We start from the raw sequence: 16,837 nt of genomic DNA, 5'->3' as shown, positions 1-16,837 counted from the left end.
CAAAGCTCATGCCGGGCCCCGGATCTCGAACTCACGGGTGGGCACTGCCGATCGATCCACCTGCGCCTTGCCGATCGGATTGCCGATCACGGTGTAGGACATCGCCGTGGCCAGTGCATGCGAACGTCCGGTGTCCTTCGATTCCCAGATCGCGCGGACCGTGCCCTGGATCGCGGCGGCCGGCTTGGCCGCGATGCGATCCGCGAGTAGCGCTGCCCGACCCCAGAGTTCGTCGCGCGCGACGACTTCGCTGACAAAGCCGATCTGATGTGCACGCTGGGCCGACATCCGTTCGTCGAGACCCAGCAGCGCCATCCGCAACACCTCGCCGATCGGAATCCGGTGTGCCAGTCCGATCGGTTCGAGCGCCGCGACGATTCCGTACGAGACGTGCGGATCAAAGAACTGTGCATCTTCGCTTGCGATGATGATGTCGGCCTCGTTGAGCCAGTACAGCGCACCGCCCGCGACCATGCCCTGCACAGCGCAGATCAGGGGCTTCCAGCATCCGTTGTGCTTCGGAGACAGATCCGCCCCGGGATCACGCCTGCTGAAAGGGTTCTCGGCCACATAGGTGCCCTCTTTGACATCCATGCCGGTACTGAAGGCGCGGTCGCCGTTCGCCCGCAGGACAACGACATGGACATCGTCGGTTGCGTCCGCGTACGCCCACAAGTCGCGGAACTCGCTACGCATGGCGTTGGTGAACGAGTTCATCCGATCGGGACGATTGAGGGTGATCGTCAGAACGTGGTCTTTGACCTCTGCGATCACCGTGGTCAGTGCGGTCAGCTCCACAGTTCCTCCTCTGGTACACGCGGGACGCATTCCCGCACAACGATCAACGGGATACTCGGCGGAAACCCGCTCGCGGCGACATGTACGAACACCGTCTCCGCCGCACCCGCCTTCACCGGCGGGTCAGGCGTTACGCTGTGCCGCACGCAACTCACCGTGTCGCTTGAGCATCTGGACGGCGATGGCGCTCAGATCTGCCGGCGGGGTCCGCAGTGCCGCCAGGCCGGTCTCACGACTCGGCAGCGAGACCGTTGCCGTCGCCGGACACGTGACCTCACCGCGCTGGCTGGTACCACGGAATTCGAGGTCGACCAGGTAGCGATCACCCTCGATGCGCTTGCCGACCACCTCACCGGTGAATCGGTGAGTGTCGCCCAGGTAGTTGAACTTTCGCATCTGGCTGGACATCGTCTCGATCCAGCCGTCGTCACCGATCCAATTGGTGAGGAAGTGGGTCAGCCAGCAATCGCGCATCATGCCGTAGTCATAGGACGTCGGCAAACCGATCGAGCGGGCGTATTCGGCATCCCAGTGAATACGCTGCGCTACATCGGGAATGCCCTGCTCGTTGGGGATGTAGAACGCACCGATGCGTTGCCGGTTCTTGTAGGCCAGCCGGCCGGTGCAGGGCGTGTACGGCGCGAAACCGTAACCGCCCGAATGGAAGACAACCATGTCCGTCGTGGTCAGCGGGCCCTTGGCCATCAAGCCCAGATCGTCCCCGACCTGCACGTCTTCCCAGTACCGGGTGTCGGCACCACGCCGCACCTCGGCCTCATAGATCGCGTCGAGCTCGGCGATCTCTTCCGGGGTGTAGGTGGCAGGTTCGATGGCGTCATACTTCTTGCGCTTCTTCGACTCGTGCCGCTCGGTGTGAATGGTCAGCACCTTCTGGATCTGGACGATCTCCGCGCGCTGATTGAACTCCACGTGAATACGGGTCACGATCAACGAGCGTCCGGCGAACTCAGACTCCTTGATCTCCACGTTGTGAAAACCCTCGTATGAGTAGAGAGTATCCCCCTCATAGAGCGGTTGATACCAGTCCGTCGTGGTCCCGGACACGAAGACGTGGATGCCACGGAACGCCGGCCGGCGATGCTCTTTCGGCATCTTGTCCGCGAGGAGGTCTTTCGTCAGGGCGATGTTGATCATCGGCGGGGCGATCTGACTCCCCCACCGGGTGTTGACGCCGTAGTCCTCGTCGGTGAACAACGGGTTGTCGTCCCCGTAGCTGCGCGCGAAGGCACGCAGGACGTCGGGGCTCGCGCGGGAGAACTGTTCGCGCTGGGTCACCGCGTGATAGATGCCCACGATGTCCCGCGCTCGCTGGATGTCCTCATCCTTGAACGTGTAGACCTCGGTCTTGTCAGTCGTCTCGGTACTCATGTATGCCTTCCGGTGATAGGGCGCTTCGGCCGGGGCCGGCGCCGCTGAGAGGTGCTTGGTGTGGAGCAGTCAGACGCCCGAGGCCTGCTTTGTCAGTCGATCAACCACATGGCGACGCACGAGCTTGCCGGTTTCGTTGCGCGGCAGCTCATCCCAGTACACGATCCGTTCTGGTGTCTTACTGCTCCGCAACGCCGCGCGAATGAAGTCGCGCAATTCGTCCGGCGTCAGTGCCGAACCTGGCCGGAGCACGGCTGCAGCCTCGATGCGTTGACCCCAATCCGGGTCCGGCATCCCGACCACAGCCACATCGAGAACCGCGGGATGCCGCAGGATCACATCTTCGATCTCGGCAGGCGCGATGTTCTCGGCGCCCCGGATGATGGTGTCGTCCACCCGCCCGCCGACGAACAAAAAGCCTTCGTCGTCGAGGAAACCCTGATCGCGGGTGTCGAAGAAACCGCGCTCATCGACCATCCGGCCGATACCTGCGTACTCTGCCGAAACCTGTTCTCCGCGTACGCAAATACGGCCAGTGACACCCGATTCGAGCACTCGGTCATCGGCGTCCCGGATCTCGAGATCGATCCCTGGTACGACCTGTCCCACCGAACCGAGTCGTGCCCGGACGGACTCGTCGTCGCTGTCGAGCGCGGCGCGATGATCGTCCGGGCCCAGAACGGCGATGGTCGAGCTCGTCTCGGTCAGACCGTAGGCGTTCACGAATCCGACGTCGGGCCAGATCTGCAGTGCCCTTTCGATCACCCGCGCGGGCATCGGCCCTCCGCCGTACGCAAGACCGCGGAGCGATGGCATGGCCTTGTCCGCATCGGACTCGACCACCCGCGCGAGCATCGTGGGCACGACAAGGGCATTGGTGATGCCTTCTCGACGGGCGGTATCGAGCCATTGTTCCGGTGTGAACTGTTCGAGCACAACGGTTCGCCGCCCGGCATAGAGATTGGTGATCACGTTTGCCACGGCCGCGATGTGGTACGGCGGAACACTCACCAGCGCGGCCTCATCCGCGCCTGCGGCAGCGAATTCGACAGACCCCAGGACGTAGGACGACAGGTTCTCGTGCCGCAGGAGAACACCCTTGGGTGCCGATGTCGTGCCCGAGGTGTAGATGATCACGGCCGGGGCGTCGGAGTCGCCGTCCTCGACCGCAGCGGCGTCAGTCCCACCGTCGACCGACGCTGCCAACGTGCCGAGCCACTCATCGGGCGACAAGACGGTCAGCCCGGCTCGGTGCAGGGCCTGCGCTTGTTCTGCACCGGCGATACCCAGTGCGCGTGGGTGATTCGACAGAAGAGCGTCGAGTTGTTCTCGACCCAGCCGGTAGTTGACCGGCACCAAGGGGACACCCGCCCGTGCCGCCGCGAACATCGCGACCGGAAACGCCGGGCCGTTGACCGCCAGGTAGACCAGCGCGTCCGCGCCGGACTTCCGGATCATTTCGGCACCGGCATACGAAAGGTGCTGCAGCCGAGCCGGTGTCAGGCCCAGATCCTGACCGCCGACCACCACGCGGTCACCGAATCCGTCCGCGGCCATGTCCAACAACATCGTGATATTCATCCGACACTCACTTTTGGGAATAGGGGCTGGGCGAAACCGGAGGTCAGTCCGACGCCGGCAGCGGCTTGGCGGACTTGATCGGCAGCACGGTGCCGTTGACCTCGAGGCGACCGACACCCGACTTCGTGCACAGCACCTCCAGACCGAGTCCTTCATCGACGTACCGCTTGCCGAGAAGCGCGCCGCCGGTGTGAGCGGGGTCGACCGACGAACCATCACCGCCCGGCTCGCGGCCGGGAATCATGTCGGCCCCTCCGCAGGTGAGCGAAATATCGCTTGCCGGCGCGCGGACCACGACGATCGTGGTCGCGTCAACGGAACTGGCCAGAGACTGGCCTGTCTTGAGAATCATGATTCCTCCATTCGAGCTGGATGCGGGTCATGGACCGGGCAGCAGCGATACAAAGACCCCGGAATCCGGGGCAAAGATAGTTAGAGAGTAGAAGAAGTAACCTCTTTCGAAGCCGGATGAATCCACTGAGCGGAACGCATCCGGCCTCGACTTCGAGCAGGTGGGGCTAGGTGACGGCGCCGGCGATCTTGAGTTCGATCAGTTGGTCATCGTCGAGTCCGAGCTCACGCAGAATCTCGTCGGTGTGCTCGGCGAACTGCGGGGCCCGCTTCATATCCACCGATGCGTCATCGAACTTCACCGGATTGGCGACCAGCTTCTGCGTCACGCCATCGGCATCTACGACTTCCGAGATCCGGCCGTTGGCGATCAGCGCTTCATCGTTGCCCAGTTCCCAGCTGTTCTGCAGCGGCGCCCAGGGACCACTCAGTCCCGCCAGGGTCTCGAGCCACTCTGCGTAGGTGTGCTGTGCGAACGCGTCGGCAAACCAGCCACCGATGTCCTCGCTGGCGGCGGCGATCGCCTCCATGGTTGCGAAGCGCTCGTCGTCGACCAGGTGTGGGAGCCCGATCGTGGTGACGAACTCATTCCAGAATCGGGTGGGCTGCAGCATCGAGAACTGCAACCAGCGGCCGTCGGACGTCTTGTACGAACCGGTCAGCGGGTTGCCGGCCGCCGCCGACTTCTTGCGTACCTTCGGCAGCGGGCCGCCCGTGAACAACGCCAGATTCACGGTGAACTGGGTGGCCCATGCGCCGACACCGAGCAGTGAGACGTCCACGACCGAGGGTTCCCCGGTCCGCGCCCGACCGAGCAATGCAGCGCTGATACCGCCGGCGATGGTCATGCCACCGATGTTGTCTCCGTACGCGCCCGCCGGCATGAAGGCCATGGATTCGGCATCAGCCGGCATGACACCGTCCGCGCTGCCTCCCCGCGCCCAGAAGCCGGTGGCGTCGTATGAGCCGCGATCGGAATCCGGTCCCTCGCTACCGAATCCACTTCCGGTCACGTAAATGATGTCCGGATTGATGGCCCGGATGTCCTCCAACGTCAGCCCGAGCTTGCGGCGCACGCCGGGAAGATAATTGGTGAGGAACACATCGCTGCGGCGGACCAGATCTTCCAGGATCGGGCGCGCGGCCGGGTTGGCCAGGTCGATGCCGATGCTCCGCTTGCCCCGGTTGGGACCCTCCATGATGGGGGCGAACGACGAACCGGCCTGCGCACCGTCGTAACCGAGAACCCGGACCAGACCGCGCTGGGGATCACCGGTCTCGGCGTGCTCCACCTTGACAATGTCGGCGCCCCAATCCGCCAGTACCGCACCGGCGGCGGGCACGAAGGTGAACTGGGCAACCTCGAGAATGCGGATCCCTTCCATGGGACGGTGCATGAGAACTCCTGAGTTGATTGAAGAGGATCTATTCAATGGGACTGGGAAGCAAGACAATTCATACGTTGCGGAGCAGGATTGCGCCGGAGGGAACACCGCCGCCGGAGCTCACCACCGCGACCTTCGGATCGGCCACCTGCCGGCCGGGCGCCTGTCCGCGCAGTTGCAGGACGGCCTCGCGGAAGAACCCATAACCATGTGTCCGGCCGGCGGAGAGCTGACCTCCATGCGGATTCAGCGGCAGCCTGCCGTCGATCGCGATCCCGCGACCGGAATCGATGAAATCACCGGCGCCACCGAGCTCACAGAACCCGAGGCCCTCCAGCCACGACAACGCGTTGAAGGTGAACCCGTCGTAGAGCAGTGCGACGTCGACGTCGTCCTGCCGCAGATCGGTGCGGCTCCACAGATGTGTGCCGATCCCGAGAGACTGTGGCAGATGGCTGAGGGTGCCCTGGTCCCAGGACAGGTTCTCCATGATCTGGGTACCGACCGCCTCCACATACACGGGCGGATTCGGCCGGTCCACCGCGGTCTCGGCCGCCGAGATGATCACCGCGACCGCACCATCGACCGGGACATCGCAGTCGTACAGGCCGAATGGCGACGAGACCATTCGCGCCGACAGGTAGTCGTCCATCGTGATCGGATCGCGATACACCGCTTCGGGATTCGCGGACGCGTTGCTGCGGGCGTTGACCGCGATCGCGCCGAGGGTCTCCCTGGTGCCGCCGTACCTGTGGAAGTAGTTCGACGCCTGACACGCAATCCAGTTCGCCGCGGACATCGCGCCGAACGGCGCACGATGCTCGAACATCCCCACCGCCGGGCCCGCAGCCGGTTTCCATCGCCCGGCCTTGACGAGCTCGGCATTGGTCGATTCCCACACGGTGCGGAAGCACAGCACGTGGCGGCACAAACCGGAGGCAACCGCCAGCATCGCCGCGACAATGGATCCGTTCTGTCCCGGCAACTCACTGCCACCGTTGACCCAGGTGGGCCGGACCGACAGTGCCTGCTCGACGGCCATGATGCCGCCCTCGGACATGCCGCCGGCACCGCCGCTTCCGGGATACGTGGACAGCCCGTCGATGTCCTCGAGTGTCAGCCCGGCATCTTCGATTGCCTGCAGGCAGGCGTCCACCGTCAGCGACAGTGGTTCGACCATGAGCCTGCGCCCGATTTTCGATTGCCCGACACCGGTGATCGCGACCTCGTGCTCGAACCTGCGCGTTGACGCCGGCGGGCGCAGTCGCGGCCGGAGATCGTCCGGCTCTGGCACAGTCCCGGCCACACCTGCCCGTTCGGGATCCACTTCGAACAACGGCAGCCAGACATTCTCTGAAACCTGTTCGAACACCACCCGGACCTGCGTGCCCACCGAGACGTCCGCCGGATCACATCCGACGATGTTCGTGGTCAATCGGACACGCGAATCTTCTTCCAGCGCAACGATTGCCACCACATAGGGAGGAGGAAACTTGGGAAGCCATTGCTGGACATTGATCGTGAAACCCACCACGGTGGCGCGCCCGGACACCGGCTCCCAGCCGATGTCCCGACCGCGACAATGCGGACAGAGCACGTTCTGGGTATGCATCCATCCGGCGCAGTCCCGGCAGCGCGCGATCCGCAGGAGCCCCTCGGCACCCGAGGCCCAGTAGGGTTCCCGTCCGGGTGTCGGCTGCGGCACCGGCCGTCCGGTTTCAACGATCGTTGTCACACGTTCCTCCACTTCACTCACAGTCGCACGCGCCGCAGTTTCAGCCTTTGTGCGCGTTCTTGGTCCGGATGTCGATCATCGCCGCGAGCCTGCGTTCCATGTCCGCTTTGCTCATCACGATGTCGTCGCCGCCCTCACCACGCTCGAGGCGCGCCAGCCGGTCACGCTCGGCAGCGATCTCACCGTCGAGCAGCGAGCCCGCCAGATCCCGGGTCAACAGATCCTGTTCTACCCAGTCGTCCTGTGGAATCTGTTCGATCGGCTCTTCCATTGACTGTTCAATCCTTTTCGGTGATAACGGCTTTCGGCGAAAGTTTCAGCTGGTGCGCGGGAAATTGAGCAGCCGGCGGGCGTTGAGCTCGACCATCTTGTGCACATCCTCGTCCGGGATATTGAGCATGGCGTCGTGCACGAGCTTGCGGCTGTTCGGCCAGTTGGAATCGGAATGCGGGTAGTCACCTTCCCAGGTGATGTTGTCGATTCCGACATGGTGCCGATTCGCCAGACCGAACTCGTCCTCGATGAAGCAGCCGAACAGGTGCTTGGCGAACAGTTCCGACGGGAGTGCGCTCTGATTGATGTTCTGGTAGAAGCGATGCTTCGTCCAGACCGCATCCATGCGCTCGAGCATGTACGGCACCCAGCCGATGCCACCCTCGGACAACATCACCTTGAGTTCGGGGTGGTTGTGGAAGGTCGGCGAGAACAGCAGATCGGCGGTGGCATACATCGAGTTGCAGCCGAACAGCGACGTCATCACGGCCATCGGAGCCTCGGGCGCGGTGATCGGCGCCTTTCCGGAGGTGCCGAAATGAACGCAGAGCGGCATCCCGGTCTCCACCGCAGCCTTGAACACCGGATCCCAGTGGTTTGTATGGAACGACGGAAGACCCAGTGGTGAAGGGTTTTCCGGGAACGAGATCGCCTTGGCGCCCTTGGCCGCGGTCCGGTAGACCTCCTTGGCAGCTTCGTCGGCCGACCAGAGCGGAAGAATCACCAGCGGGATCAGGCGATCTGGCGCGGCAGCACACCATTCGTCGAGCACATAGTCGTTCCAGGCCTGAACAGACAGGAGTGCGAGCTCTTTGTCCTGACCATCGAGGAAGACCGTGCCGGCGAAGCGCGGGAACGAGGGGAACGACAGGGTCGCGTGTACGCCGTCAATGTCCATGTCCGCAATACGGGCCTTCGGCTCGTAGCAGCCGGGAATCATGTCTTCGTACCGGGTGGGCTCGGCGCCGAACTCCTCGGGCTTCTTGCCGGCGACCGCGTTCAGTCCGATGTACGGGTACACGCGGCCTTCGTACTCCCACACCTCGGCGAGCTTGGTGCCGCCGTCTTTCCTCCCGCCGTCTCCGACGTGGATCGACCTCGGCATCTCCTTCTCGATGATCTTCGGTCCGGCCTCGAGGAATTTCTTGGGCAGGCGATCCGACCAGAGCAGCGGATGCTCGATCAGGTGGTCGTCGGTGGAAATGAGTTGCATGTGGCTCTGCAGTGGCATGAGTCCTCCTGAGGTGTGCGCAGAGCGCAAGAAGGCGGTTACTTGTTTAACTTTCTCGACGCTATCAGAATATGTTGCCTGCGTCACCATCCCGACCGAGAAATTCCACCCGCATTCGGCCGATCCGAACGCCGAGACAAAGAAGACGGCACGCGGGGCCTGCGTGCCGTCAAAGGTTGGAACGTCCGCTGAATACGTTGGCGGACTACAGAATTGAGGTCAGTTGAACACACTCACGGTGGCTTGGCGATCTCGATTTCGGTACGTGACCTCAGTGGCCGCCTCGAGATGGCGCCGCCAATGTCGTTCGGCTCCCGCGGAATCGCGGGCCTCGACCAGGACGATCAGCGTCGCATAGTCGTCGATCACCCACGGAATATACGAGGTCCGCGAGGGTACTTCGACATCGTCTTCGCGCTGCTTGATACCCATTTGACGATGCTGCAAAAGCACATCCGACAGGACGCTGACCTGCACCTCGAGCGTCTTGTTGCCGCAGTAGTGCGCAATGAGCTCATGGAACTCGGCAGTCAGCGCAACCCAATCCGCAAATGCAGCAGGGTCATCGACACCCTTGTCGAGTGCTGCGCGATGGGCCGCGAGACAACGCTTGAAGGCTTCGAGCCCCTCCGGCGGACACCGGTTCGCAAGGTGGCGTACACACGCCGTTTCGAAATCGGTCCGGGCCTCGAGCAGATCAGCCAGGGTCGTGTTGTGGACCTGGAGATATTGACCGATCTGGCGCGTCGCAATGCCCAGGTCAGGCAATTGCGCCTTCGCCCCGCCGCGCGATCCGGTGACCACCGTGATCAGGCCTTCGCTCTCCAGGATGCGAAACGCTTCACGCAATGTCGGACGTGAGACCCCGAGATACTGGATCAGCGTCTTCTCCGGAGGCAACATCTCGCCCGTGGCGATCTCACCTCGGACGATCTGCCCCCGCAACCTGTCGGCAATCTGCTCCGACGCCTTCGGTGTTCGCACGCTGCCGGCGGTAACGGCACCGACGGACGCCCACCCCACGCCTTGTCCGGATTCCATGTGACGGATTCTAACCGCCCTCCTGCGACAACGGCGCCGCGTTTCCGGTCACCGGCACACAGTTCCACTCTCCGGAATATCTTTGACCAGCCAATATGCCTCGGCGATATGGTCAACCCATTGCATATTGCCATCCATTTCCACGCCGGATGCACCCCAAATCGCAGTGGAGGTTTACAGTGATGCAAGCCACAAGGTATTACTAGTTAGATCATTCTGAGTTCGGAGCGAGTTTCGTCGCCCGGAAGTACTGACCCGTGCCGTGCGGGGACCTGATCGGAAGACTGCAGGGCACCACCATCCGACGAGGAGTCACCATGGGAAAGCTTGACGGCAAGGTTGCATTCATCACGGGCGCGGCCCGGGGACAGGGCCGCAGCCATGCTCTGGCACTTGCCGCTGAAGGCGCCGACATCATCGCGGTGGACATCTGCGCCGACATCGAGACGAACACTTACGCTCTGGCGTCTTCCGACGATCTCGAGGAGACCCGCCGCCTGGTCGAGAAAGAGGACCGCCGGTGCGTGACCTCGATCGCCGACGTCCGGGATCCCGGACAGCTACGCCAGGCCCTCGAGCAGGGTGTGGCCGAACTGGGACGTCTGGACATCGTGCTGGCCAACGCCGGTATCTGCCCTCTCGGACAGATGCCGGGCAACGCATTCCTCGATGCCGTCGACGTCGACCTGGTCGGTGTGATCAACACCGTCAGCGCCGCGTACCCGCACCTGAGGGCCGGCGCCTCGATCATCGCGACCGGATCCACCGCTGCACTGATGAAGGGTGGCAGCGACAGTCCCGCGATGGGTCCCGGCGGCGCCGGTTACACCCATGCCAAGAAAGGTGTAGCGCAGTTCGTGCACGACGCGGCCAAGGCGTTGGCACCCGAATCAATCCGCGTCAATGCCGTGCACCCGACGAACTGCAACACCGACATGCTGCACAGCGAAGGCATGTACAAGATCTTCCGTCCCGACCTCGAGGCGCCCACCCGCGAAGACACGGTCGACGCCTTCGCGTCGACTCAGCCGATGCCGACGACACCGTGGGTGGAGCCTGAGGACATCAGCAAAGCCGTGCTGTTCCTCGCCTCCGACGACGCCCAGTTCGTGACCGGCCTGCAGATGAAAGTCGATGCCGGACAGTCGCTTGCGCATACCCACGCGTACGCCATCAAATGACTCTCGCCTAGCCACCAGTCGCACCTGGGTCACTTCTCGCAACTCTCCCAAGGATCACCATGCTCAAGGAATTCCACAACCTCTACATCGACGGCGCCTGGGTGCCCCCGGAGACCGGACGCACCGCGCCGGTGATCAATCCCGCCACCGAAGAGGTCGTCGGGCTTGCACCGGTCGCGTCTCGTGCCGACGTCGCACGCGCAATCTCCGCTGCCCGAACGGCATTCGACGAAGGCCCCTGGCCGGAGATGTCGGTCAGGGAACGCTCCGAGATCCTGATCCGGATGGCCGACGTGATGGAGAAGCGACAGGAAGAGTTGGTCGAGCTCAATATCGCCGAGGCCGGGAGCACCCGGGCCGGCGCGCAGTCCTTCCAGACCGGCATTCCGATCGCCCACTTCCGGGACATGGCCGAGCGCGTGATGCTGAGGTTCCCGATGGAGGAACCGATGGCGCCCCATGTCGGTGTCGGGATCGGGCAGGGTGTGATCCGCCGGGAGCCTTTCGGTGTCGCGGCGCTGGTCTCGGCGTACAACTTTCCGTTGTACCTGAACCTGATGAAACTGGCGCCGGCCCTGGCGGCAGGGTGCACCACGGTACTCAAACCCGCGCCGACCACACCGCTGGAAGCCTTCATCCTGGGTGAGATCGCCGACGAGGCCGGGTTGCCGCGCGGCGTCCTGAACATCATCGCGGGCGACCTCGACACCGGCGTCGAACTGAGCACCAACCCGATGGTGGACGTGGTCAGTTTCACCGGCTCAGAGATGGTGGGGCGCAAGGTATTCGAGCAGGCTGCGCCTACCCTGAAGAAAGTGATCCTCGAACTCGGCGGCAAGTCCGCCAACATCATCTGCGAGGATGCGGATCTGACCAAGGCCGTGGGATCGGTTGTGCGCGACACGATTCTGCATGCCGGCCAGGGATGCGCCTTCTTGACCCGGACTCTCGTCCACGCCTCCCGGCTCGACGAGCTCACCGAACTCACCAAAGCCGCCCTGGCTGCGGTCAAAGTCGGAGATCCGGCCTCCGCCGATACCGTGATGGGACCACTCGGTAGCGCCGCGCAACGCGCGAAGGTCGAAGAGCTCATCGGGATCGGCGTCGACGAGGGCGCAACGATCGCTGTCGGCGGTGGCCGCCCGACCGGCCTCGAGAAGGGCTTCTACATCGAGCCGACTCTGTTTGTCGACGTGGACAACTCGATGACCATCGCGCAACGCGAGTTCTTCGGCCCGGTCGGTGTGATGATCCCCTTCGACACCGACGACGACGCCGTTCGCATCGCCAACGACAGCGAGTACGGGTTGGCCGGTGGCGTGTGGTCCAAGGATCCGGTCCGGGCATACGCAATCGCCAAACGCCTACGGACGGGCTACGTCACCGTCAATGGCGGCGGCGGCGGGCTCACCCCCCACGGACCGTTCGGCGGCTACAAGCAGAGCGGTCTGGGTCGCGAACGGGGCGACGCCGGACTCGACGAGTTCCTGCAGACCAAGACCATCGCGTGGGGCGTGGCCTCCGGATAGCGGTCGCCCGGCCACCAACCGATCCTTCACCACGACGCGCTTCGACACAGGACACACAACATGAGCGATTCCCCCCACATCGGATTCGTCGGTACCGGACTGATCGGCGAACCCATGGTCGAGCGGCTTCTGGCCGATGGGCGTTCGACCACGGTCTACGCCCGGCGCCCCGACGTTCTTGAGCGGCTCGGCGCCCTCGGCGCGATCACCGTGACCACGCCAGAACAATTGGCAGCAGCCGACGTCGTCGTCGCCTGCCTGTTCACCGACGAGCAGGTGCTCGAGGTCTGCCCACCCATCATCGAGAAGATGCGTCCGGGTTCGGTTTTCCTGTCCCATACGACCGGAAGCCCTTCCACCGTACGTCGACTCGGAGCGCTCGCCGCCGATGTCGGGGTGTCCGTGGTGGAGGCCCCATTCAGCGGAAATCCGGCGGCGATCCGCCGGGGGCAATTGACCGTGATGCTGGGCGGTGAAGGTACGGGCGTCGACATTGCAGCACATACCGTTTCTGCGTACGCCTGCAACATCATTCGCACCGGCGGCCTCGGAACTGCCCTCGCGGCCAAGCTGCTGAACAACGCACTCTTCGCGGCGTTTTCACAGATCACCCTCTCGGCACTGCATTCCGCCGAAACACTCGGACTCACCGAGGAAAAACTTTTGGAGGTACTCGCCGCATGCAGTGGCGGCAGCACCGCCGCCAACTACATCACCGCATCCGGCCAGCAAGCGGCCGCATACAGCGAGCGGCTCCCGCGCTACCTGCGCAAGGACCTCGACACGGTCCGCACGGTTGCCACCGAGCTGGACATCGACATCAATGCGCTGCTCACCGCGGCCGAACTCGGACCGATGAACCTCATAGACGACCGGTTGTCGGCCGAACAACTCGAAAGCAGCCCATCGTGACCGACATCGATATCAACCACACAGGAAAGAAGGCCGCCATGAAGGTAGAAATCGATCTGAACAAGTGCTCGGGCCACGCCCGCTGCTTCATGGTCGATCCCGAACTGTTCGACCTCGACGAGAGCGGCTACGCCCTGCACGCCCAGGTGGACATCCCGGATGGCGACGAAAGCAAGGCACGGGAAGCTGTCGCCGCCTGCCCCGAGCGCGCTATCAGCCTGAGCTGATCACGCAGTTCCATCACCAGCGTCCGCCCGACCCCCGGAGGAACACCTTGAGCACCACCGAATCGCCCTCGACCTGCCCGGTTCATAATTTCAACCACTACGAAGAGAAGCCCTTCGGCGAGAAGATCGACTTCTACGACCGCTTGCGCGACGAGGCACCGGTCATCCGGAACGAGTTCGCGAATGGCCACTACATCGTCACCCGCTATGAGGAGATCATGGCGGTATACCAGGATGCCGCTACGTTCTCGAACTCAGCGGTCACAGTGTTCAATCCGAATCCCACCTACCGCTGGATCCCCGAAATGCTCGACGGTGACGAGCATCGTCAGTGGCGTAAGCAGTTGGGCCCGCAGTTCGCGCCGAAGGCAGTCGAGGTTCTCGAGGACAAAGTGCGCGACCGCGCCGTCGAACTGATCGAGTCGATCGCCAAGCGCGGATCCTGCGATTTCATGAAGGACTTCGCGAATCAGTACCCCTCATTCATCTTTCTCGAACTGATGGGCCTGCCCTTTGAAGATCTCGACAAATTCCTCCACTGGGAGGACGAGATCTTGCACGTCTCGGCCGGCACGGCCGAAGAGACCGCACAGCGGCGTGAGACCGCAACCATCGCGGTCACCGAATACTTCGACAAGATCATCGCGGCGCGACGGATCGAGCCGAAGGACGATCTCGTCAGCAAGGCCCTCGCTTTTGAGATCGACGGCAAGCCGGTCAACGACGAGGATATGCGTGCCTTCTGCCTGTTGATGTTCATGGCAGGCCTCGACACCGTCTCGGCCACATTGGGTATCACCTTCATGCATCTGGCGACCCACGACGAAGATCGCCGCCGCCTCGCCGAGGATCCCGAGCTCATCCCGACCGCCATCGAGGAAATGCTCCGTGCGCACGCTATCGTGTTGCCTTCTCGCAAGGTCACCAAGGACACCGAGATCGCCGGCTGCCCGATCAAGGCCGGCGAGATGATCTCGGTCCCGCTCAATCTCGCGACGCGCGACGATTCGGTGTATGACGATGCCAAAGAGGTCCTGATCGACCGGAGTCCGAACAACCACATCGCCTTCGGCGCCGGACCCCACCGCTGCCTCGGGTCACATTTGGCACGTCGCGAACTCAAGATCGCACTCGAGGAATGGCATCGCCTCATTCCCGAGTATCGCCTCTCCGACAAGTCCGATCCCAAGGAATCCGGCGCACAGTTGGGTCCGAGCGGCGGCGTCATCCTGGAATGGGATGTGTAACAGATGAGCAACCAACTCTCGGTCAGCGGCCTGTGCTTCCCCGATTTCGATCTCGCCCGAACTCTCGATGCTGTCCAGGAAGCCGGGGTGGCCGCGACCACCCTGCAGACTGCGGTGGTGCGAGAGTCCGGCTGGGACAAGGGCATTGCACAGATCAAGGCCTCAGGAATCGCCGTGGCAGGCTTCGTCGGCCCGTTTCCGAAGGACCTCGGCAATCGGGACTCCTGGCAGGCGGCGCGTACCGATTACATCGAGACCCTTGATGCGGCAGCGTCGTTGGGATCACAAGCTGTCTACTCGGTAACCGGCCCCTTGGTCACCGAGAGCAGAGCAGACTCTGTGGCAATGTTCGGCGATTTCATTGCGCCGGTCACCGCCTACGCGGCGAGTGTCGGTGTGCAACTGGCGGTGGAACCAACCATCCACGAATATGCCTGGGTCTCCTTTGTCCACACACTCGACGAGGTTCTGGAACTCAACCGGCAGAGCGGACTGGGTGTCTGTTTCGATCTGTACCACGTCTGGGACGACCCGATGTTCGACGACTTCCTCTCGCATCACCTGGATCTGATCGGACTCGTGCAGGTCGGCGATACGGTGCTCGAAGAGGGAAAGCCCGTCAAAGTCGTTCCGGGCGACGGCACCATCCCTCTTGACGCACTGCTGGGCAAGATTGCCGCAGCCGGCTACCGGGGCGTGTTCGACATCGAACAGTTCGGTCCACGAATGGAAACCGAAGGCACCGTCGAAGCTGCCCGGCGGGCCGTGAAATACATCGAAAAGGCAACGACTCCAGCCCAACCGGTGTGATCGCGTTCCACTGAACGGACTTGAGTGCTGACAACGAGATCACAACCCAGAACACTGATCTGAGAACGGCAATCTCACTTTCACCGCCGTCCCGGAAAAGATGGGTTGGTCAATGCACGAATCCGAACAAGCCGCGTTCATAGCGGATCTGACGTCACGCGCCACTGAGGCCGGCGATCGATGGCGACCCGGACTCGAGGTCACCAATGTGCGTTCGCTGACCGGTGGATCGTCGAGTCTGACGTTCGTCGCCGACGCCACGGCCGGGTCGATCACCGAGCCCGTGGTGCTCAAGGTCGCACCTCCCGGGCTCGAACCGGTGCGCAACCGCGACGTTCTACGACAGGGACGGGTGATGCAGGCGGTGCAGGGCGTCACCGGGGTTGCCGCTCCGGCGATTCGTTTCGAACACCCCGGCTCCCCGCCCGAGATCCCGCCGTTTGTCGGCATGCAGATGCTCCCCGGCGAGTGCGTCGAACCTATCCTCGACGGCGACCGGCCGCGCGACGCCGCGACTCGCTCCGAAAATCGAGCACGCTACATCGACGCCACGCGAATGCTGGCACATCTGCATCAGATCACGCCGGCCGATGTCGGCCTGGGTGACGAGCCGCATATTTCGATCGCCGACGAGATCAACCGTTGGACAAGGGCATTCGAAACTGTTCCGGAAGATCTGCAGGGCGACTACACGATCTGCGCAAAAGCTCTGCACGCCTCGATCCCACCTGCCGTCCCAGCAGTCATCAATCACGGCGACTATCGCCTGGGTAATACGCTGTGTGAAGGTGATCGCGTCACGGCAATCATCGACTGGGAGATCTGGAGCGTCGGCGATCCGCGCATCGACCTGACCTGGCTTGCCTATTTCACCGACGAGGCACGCCATCCCGCCACCAAGGGCACCGAGCCGTGTGGCACTCCCACCATCGACGAGGTGGTCGGCCTCTACGAAGAGGTGGTCGGCAGCCGGGTCGAGAACATCGACTGGTTCCACGCGCTCACCCGATACAAGGAAGCAGCTGCCACCGCACTGCTGATCAAGCGAGCGCGCCGGGCAGGAACCATGACTGAATCGTTCAAGCTCATGGAACCGGCTCTGCCCACCCTGTTGTCCGAAGCCATGGATTTGATCCGGCTCTGACGC

The 16,837-nt window shown here is 63.2% G+C and carries 16 protein-coding genes; 7 read left to right on the top strand and 9 right to left on the bottom strand.

What is annotated here, in order from left to right; genetic code table 11:
• Positions 1-6: 6 nt before the first annotated feature.
• The 9 genes from H290_RS0103390 to H290_RS0103350 all read right to left on the bottom strand — a co-directional run bounded on the left by H290_RS0103390 (position 7) and on the right by H290_RS0103350 (position 9,784).
• Positions 7-828: an enoyl-CoA hydratase-related protein gene (locus H290_RS0103390; RefSeq protein ID WP_020105357.1), complete on the bottom strand. Its 822-nt coding sequence runs from the start codon at positions 826-828 to the stop codon at positions 7-9.
• A gap of 93 nt (positions 829-921) precedes the next feature.
• Entirely contained in the window at positions 922-2,187 is a 1,266-nt protein-coding gene (locus H290_RS0103385; RefSeq protein ID WP_020105356.1) for a MaoC family dehydratase N-terminal domain-containing protein, read from the bottom strand.
• 69 nt (positions 2,188-2,256) lie between these two features.
• Positions 2,257-3,768 (bottom strand): class I adenylate-forming enzyme family protein, encoded by a 1,512-nt coding sequence (locus H290_RS0103380; RefSeq protein ID WP_020105355.1) that lies wholly within the window; start codon positions 3,766-3,768, stop codon positions 2,257-2,259.
• A gap of 43 nt (positions 3,769-3,811) precedes the next feature.
• Complete coding sequence (locus H290_RS0103375) at positions 3,812-4,120, bottom strand: hypothetical protein (RefSeq protein ID WP_020105354.1); 309 nt, start codon at positions 4,118-4,120, stop codon at positions 3,812-3,814.
• 166 nt (positions 4,121-4,286) lie between these two features.
• Entirely contained in the window at positions 4,287-5,516 is a 1,230-nt protein-coding gene (locus H290_RS0103370) for a CaiB/BaiF CoA-transferase family protein (RefSeq protein WP_020105353.1), read from the bottom strand.
• 58 nt (positions 5,517-5,574) lie between these two features.
• Positions 5,575-7,239, bottom strand: coding sequence for an OB-fold domain-containing protein (locus H290_RS0103365; RefSeq protein ID WP_155976682.1), 1,665 nt, complete (start codon positions 7,237-7,239; stop codon positions 5,575-5,577).
• 40 nt (positions 7,240-7,279) lie between these two features.
• A complete protein-coding gene (locus H290_RS0103360) occupies positions 7,280-7,510 on the bottom strand; it encodes a hypothetical protein (RefSeq protein WP_020105351.1) in 231 nt (76 codons plus the stop codon).
• Positions 7,511-7,555: 45 nt separating this feature from the next.
• Positions 7,556-8,743 (bottom strand): amidohydrolase family protein, encoded by a 1,188-nt coding sequence (locus tag H290_RS0103355; RefSeq protein ID WP_020105350.1) that lies wholly within the window; start codon positions 8,741-8,743, stop codon positions 7,556-7,558.
• 219 nt (positions 8,744-8,962) lie between these two features.
• Positions 8,963-9,784 carry a FadR/GntR family transcriptional regulator gene (locus H290_RS0103350; protein WP_020105349.1) on the bottom strand — a complete coding sequence of 274 codons (822 nt, stop codon included), beginning with the start codon at positions 9,782-9,784 and terminating at the stop codon, positions 8,963-8,965.
• Positions 9,785-10,101: 317 nt separating this feature from the next.
• On the opposite strand from H290_RS0103350, the gene H290_RS0103345 reads away from it, so the two are divergent.
• From H290_RS0103345 to H290_RS0103315, 7 genes are all read left to right on the top strand, one after another.
• Positions 10,102-10,965 (top strand): mycofactocin-coupled SDR family oxidoreductase, encoded by an 864-nt coding sequence (locus H290_RS0103345; RefSeq protein ID WP_036518045.1) that lies wholly within the window; start codon positions 10,102-10,104, stop codon positions 10,963-10,965.
• A 59-nt stretch (positions 10,966-11,024) separates the two neighbouring features.
• The gene (locus H290_RS0103340) at positions 11,025-12,494 is read left to right on the top strand and encodes an aldehyde dehydrogenase family protein (RefSeq protein ID WP_020105347.1); all 1,470 of its coding nucleotides are present in this window, start codon (positions 11,025-11,027) and stop codon (positions 12,492-12,494) included.
• Positions 12,495-12,554: 60 nt separating this feature from the next.
• Positions 12,555-13,406 carry an NAD(P)-dependent oxidoreductase gene (locus H290_RS0103335; RefSeq protein WP_020105346.1) on the top strand — a complete coding sequence of 284 codons (852 nt, stop codon included), beginning with the start codon at positions 12,555-12,557 and terminating at the stop codon, positions 13,404-13,406.
• Positions 13,403-13,633 carry a ferredoxin gene (locus H290_RS0103330; protein ID WP_020105345.1) on the top strand — a complete coding sequence of 77 codons (231 nt, stop codon included), beginning with the start codon at positions 13,403-13,405 and terminating at the stop codon, positions 13,631-13,633. Before H290_RS0103335 ends, H290_RS0103330 begins: the two co-directional genes overlap by 4 nt.
• Positions 13,634-13,680: 47 nt before the next feature.
• A complete protein-coding gene (locus H290_RS0103325) occupies positions 13,681-14,880 on the top strand; it encodes a cytochrome P450 (protein WP_020105344.1) in 1,200 nt (399 codons plus the stop codon).
• Between the two features lie 3 nt (positions 14,881-14,883).
• The gene (locus H290_RS27690; protein WP_020105343.1) at positions 14,884-15,690 is read left to right on the top strand and encodes a sugar phosphate isomerase/epimerase; all 807 of its coding nucleotides are present in this window, start codon (positions 14,884-14,886) and stop codon (positions 15,688-15,690) included.
• Positions 15,691-15,802: 112 nt separating this feature from the next.
• Positions 15,803-16,834: a phosphotransferase family protein gene (locus tag H290_RS0103315; RefSeq protein ID WP_020105342.1), complete on the top strand. Its 1,032-nt coding sequence runs from the start codon at positions 15,803-15,805 to the stop codon at positions 16,832-16,834.
• The last annotated feature ends 3 nt before the right edge of the window (positions 16,835-16,837 follow it).

Origin of the sequence: Nocardia sp. 348MFTsu5.1, assembly GCF_000383535.1 — a bacterium.
Classification (GTDB): domain Bacteria; phylum Actinomycetota; class Actinomycetes; order Mycobacteriales; family Mycobacteriaceae; genus Williamsia; species Williamsia faeni.
This window is presented reverse-complemented; position numbering and strand designations above follow the sequence as displayed.

Bases quoted from the DNA above. Each gene is read 5' to 3' on its own strand.
- H290_RS0103360 (WP_020105351.1), bottom strand. From the start codon at position 7,510: ATGGAAGAGCCGATCGAACAGATTCCACAGGACGACTGGGTAGAACAG.
- H290_RS0103315 (WP_020105342.1), top strand. From the start codon at position 15,803: ATGCACGAATCCGAACAAGCCGCGTTCATAGCGGATCTGACGTCACGC.
- H290_RS0103385 (WP_020105356.1), bottom strand. From the start codon at position 2,187: ATGAGTACCGAGACGACTGACAAGACCGAGGTCTACACGTTCAAGGAT.
- H290_RS0103335 (WP_020105346.1), top strand. From the start codon at position 12,555: ATGAGCGATTCCCCCCACATCGGATTCGTCGGTACCGGACTGATCGGC.
- H290_RS0103370 (WP_020105353.1), bottom strand. From the start codon at position 5,516: ATGCACCGTCCCATGGAAGGGATCCGCATTCTCGAGGTTGCCCAGTTC.
- H290_RS0103390 (WP_020105357.1), bottom strand. From the start codon at position 828: ATGCGTCCCGCGTGTACCAGAGGAGGAACTGTGGAGCTGACCGCACTG.
- H290_RS0103350 (WP_020105349.1), bottom strand. From the start codon at position 9,784: ATGGAATCCGGACAAGGCGTGGGGTGGGCGTCCGTCGGTGCCGTTACC.
- H290_RS27690 (WP_020105343.1), top strand. From the start codon at position 14,884: ATGAGCAACCAACTCTCGGTCAGCGGCCTGTGCTTCCCCGATTTCGAT.
- H290_RS0103355 (WP_020105350.1), bottom strand. From the start codon at position 8,743: ATGCCACTGCAGAGCCACATGCAACTCATTTCCACCGACGACCACCTG.
- H290_RS0103345 (WP_036518045.1), top strand. From the start codon at position 10,102: ATGGGAAAGCTTGACGGCAAGGTTGCATTCATCACGGGCGCGGCCCGG.
- H290_RS0103375 (WP_020105354.1), bottom strand. From the start codon at position 4,120: ATGATTCTCAAGACAGGCCAGTCTCTGGCCAGTTCCGTTGACGCGACC.
- H290_RS0103380 (WP_020105355.1), bottom strand. From the start codon at position 3,768: ATGAATATCACGATGTTGTTGGACATGGCCGCGGACGGATTCGGTGAC.
- H290_RS0103340 (WP_020105347.1), top strand. From the start codon at position 11,025: ATGCTCAAGGAATTCCACAACCTCTACATCGACGGCGCCTGGGTGCCC.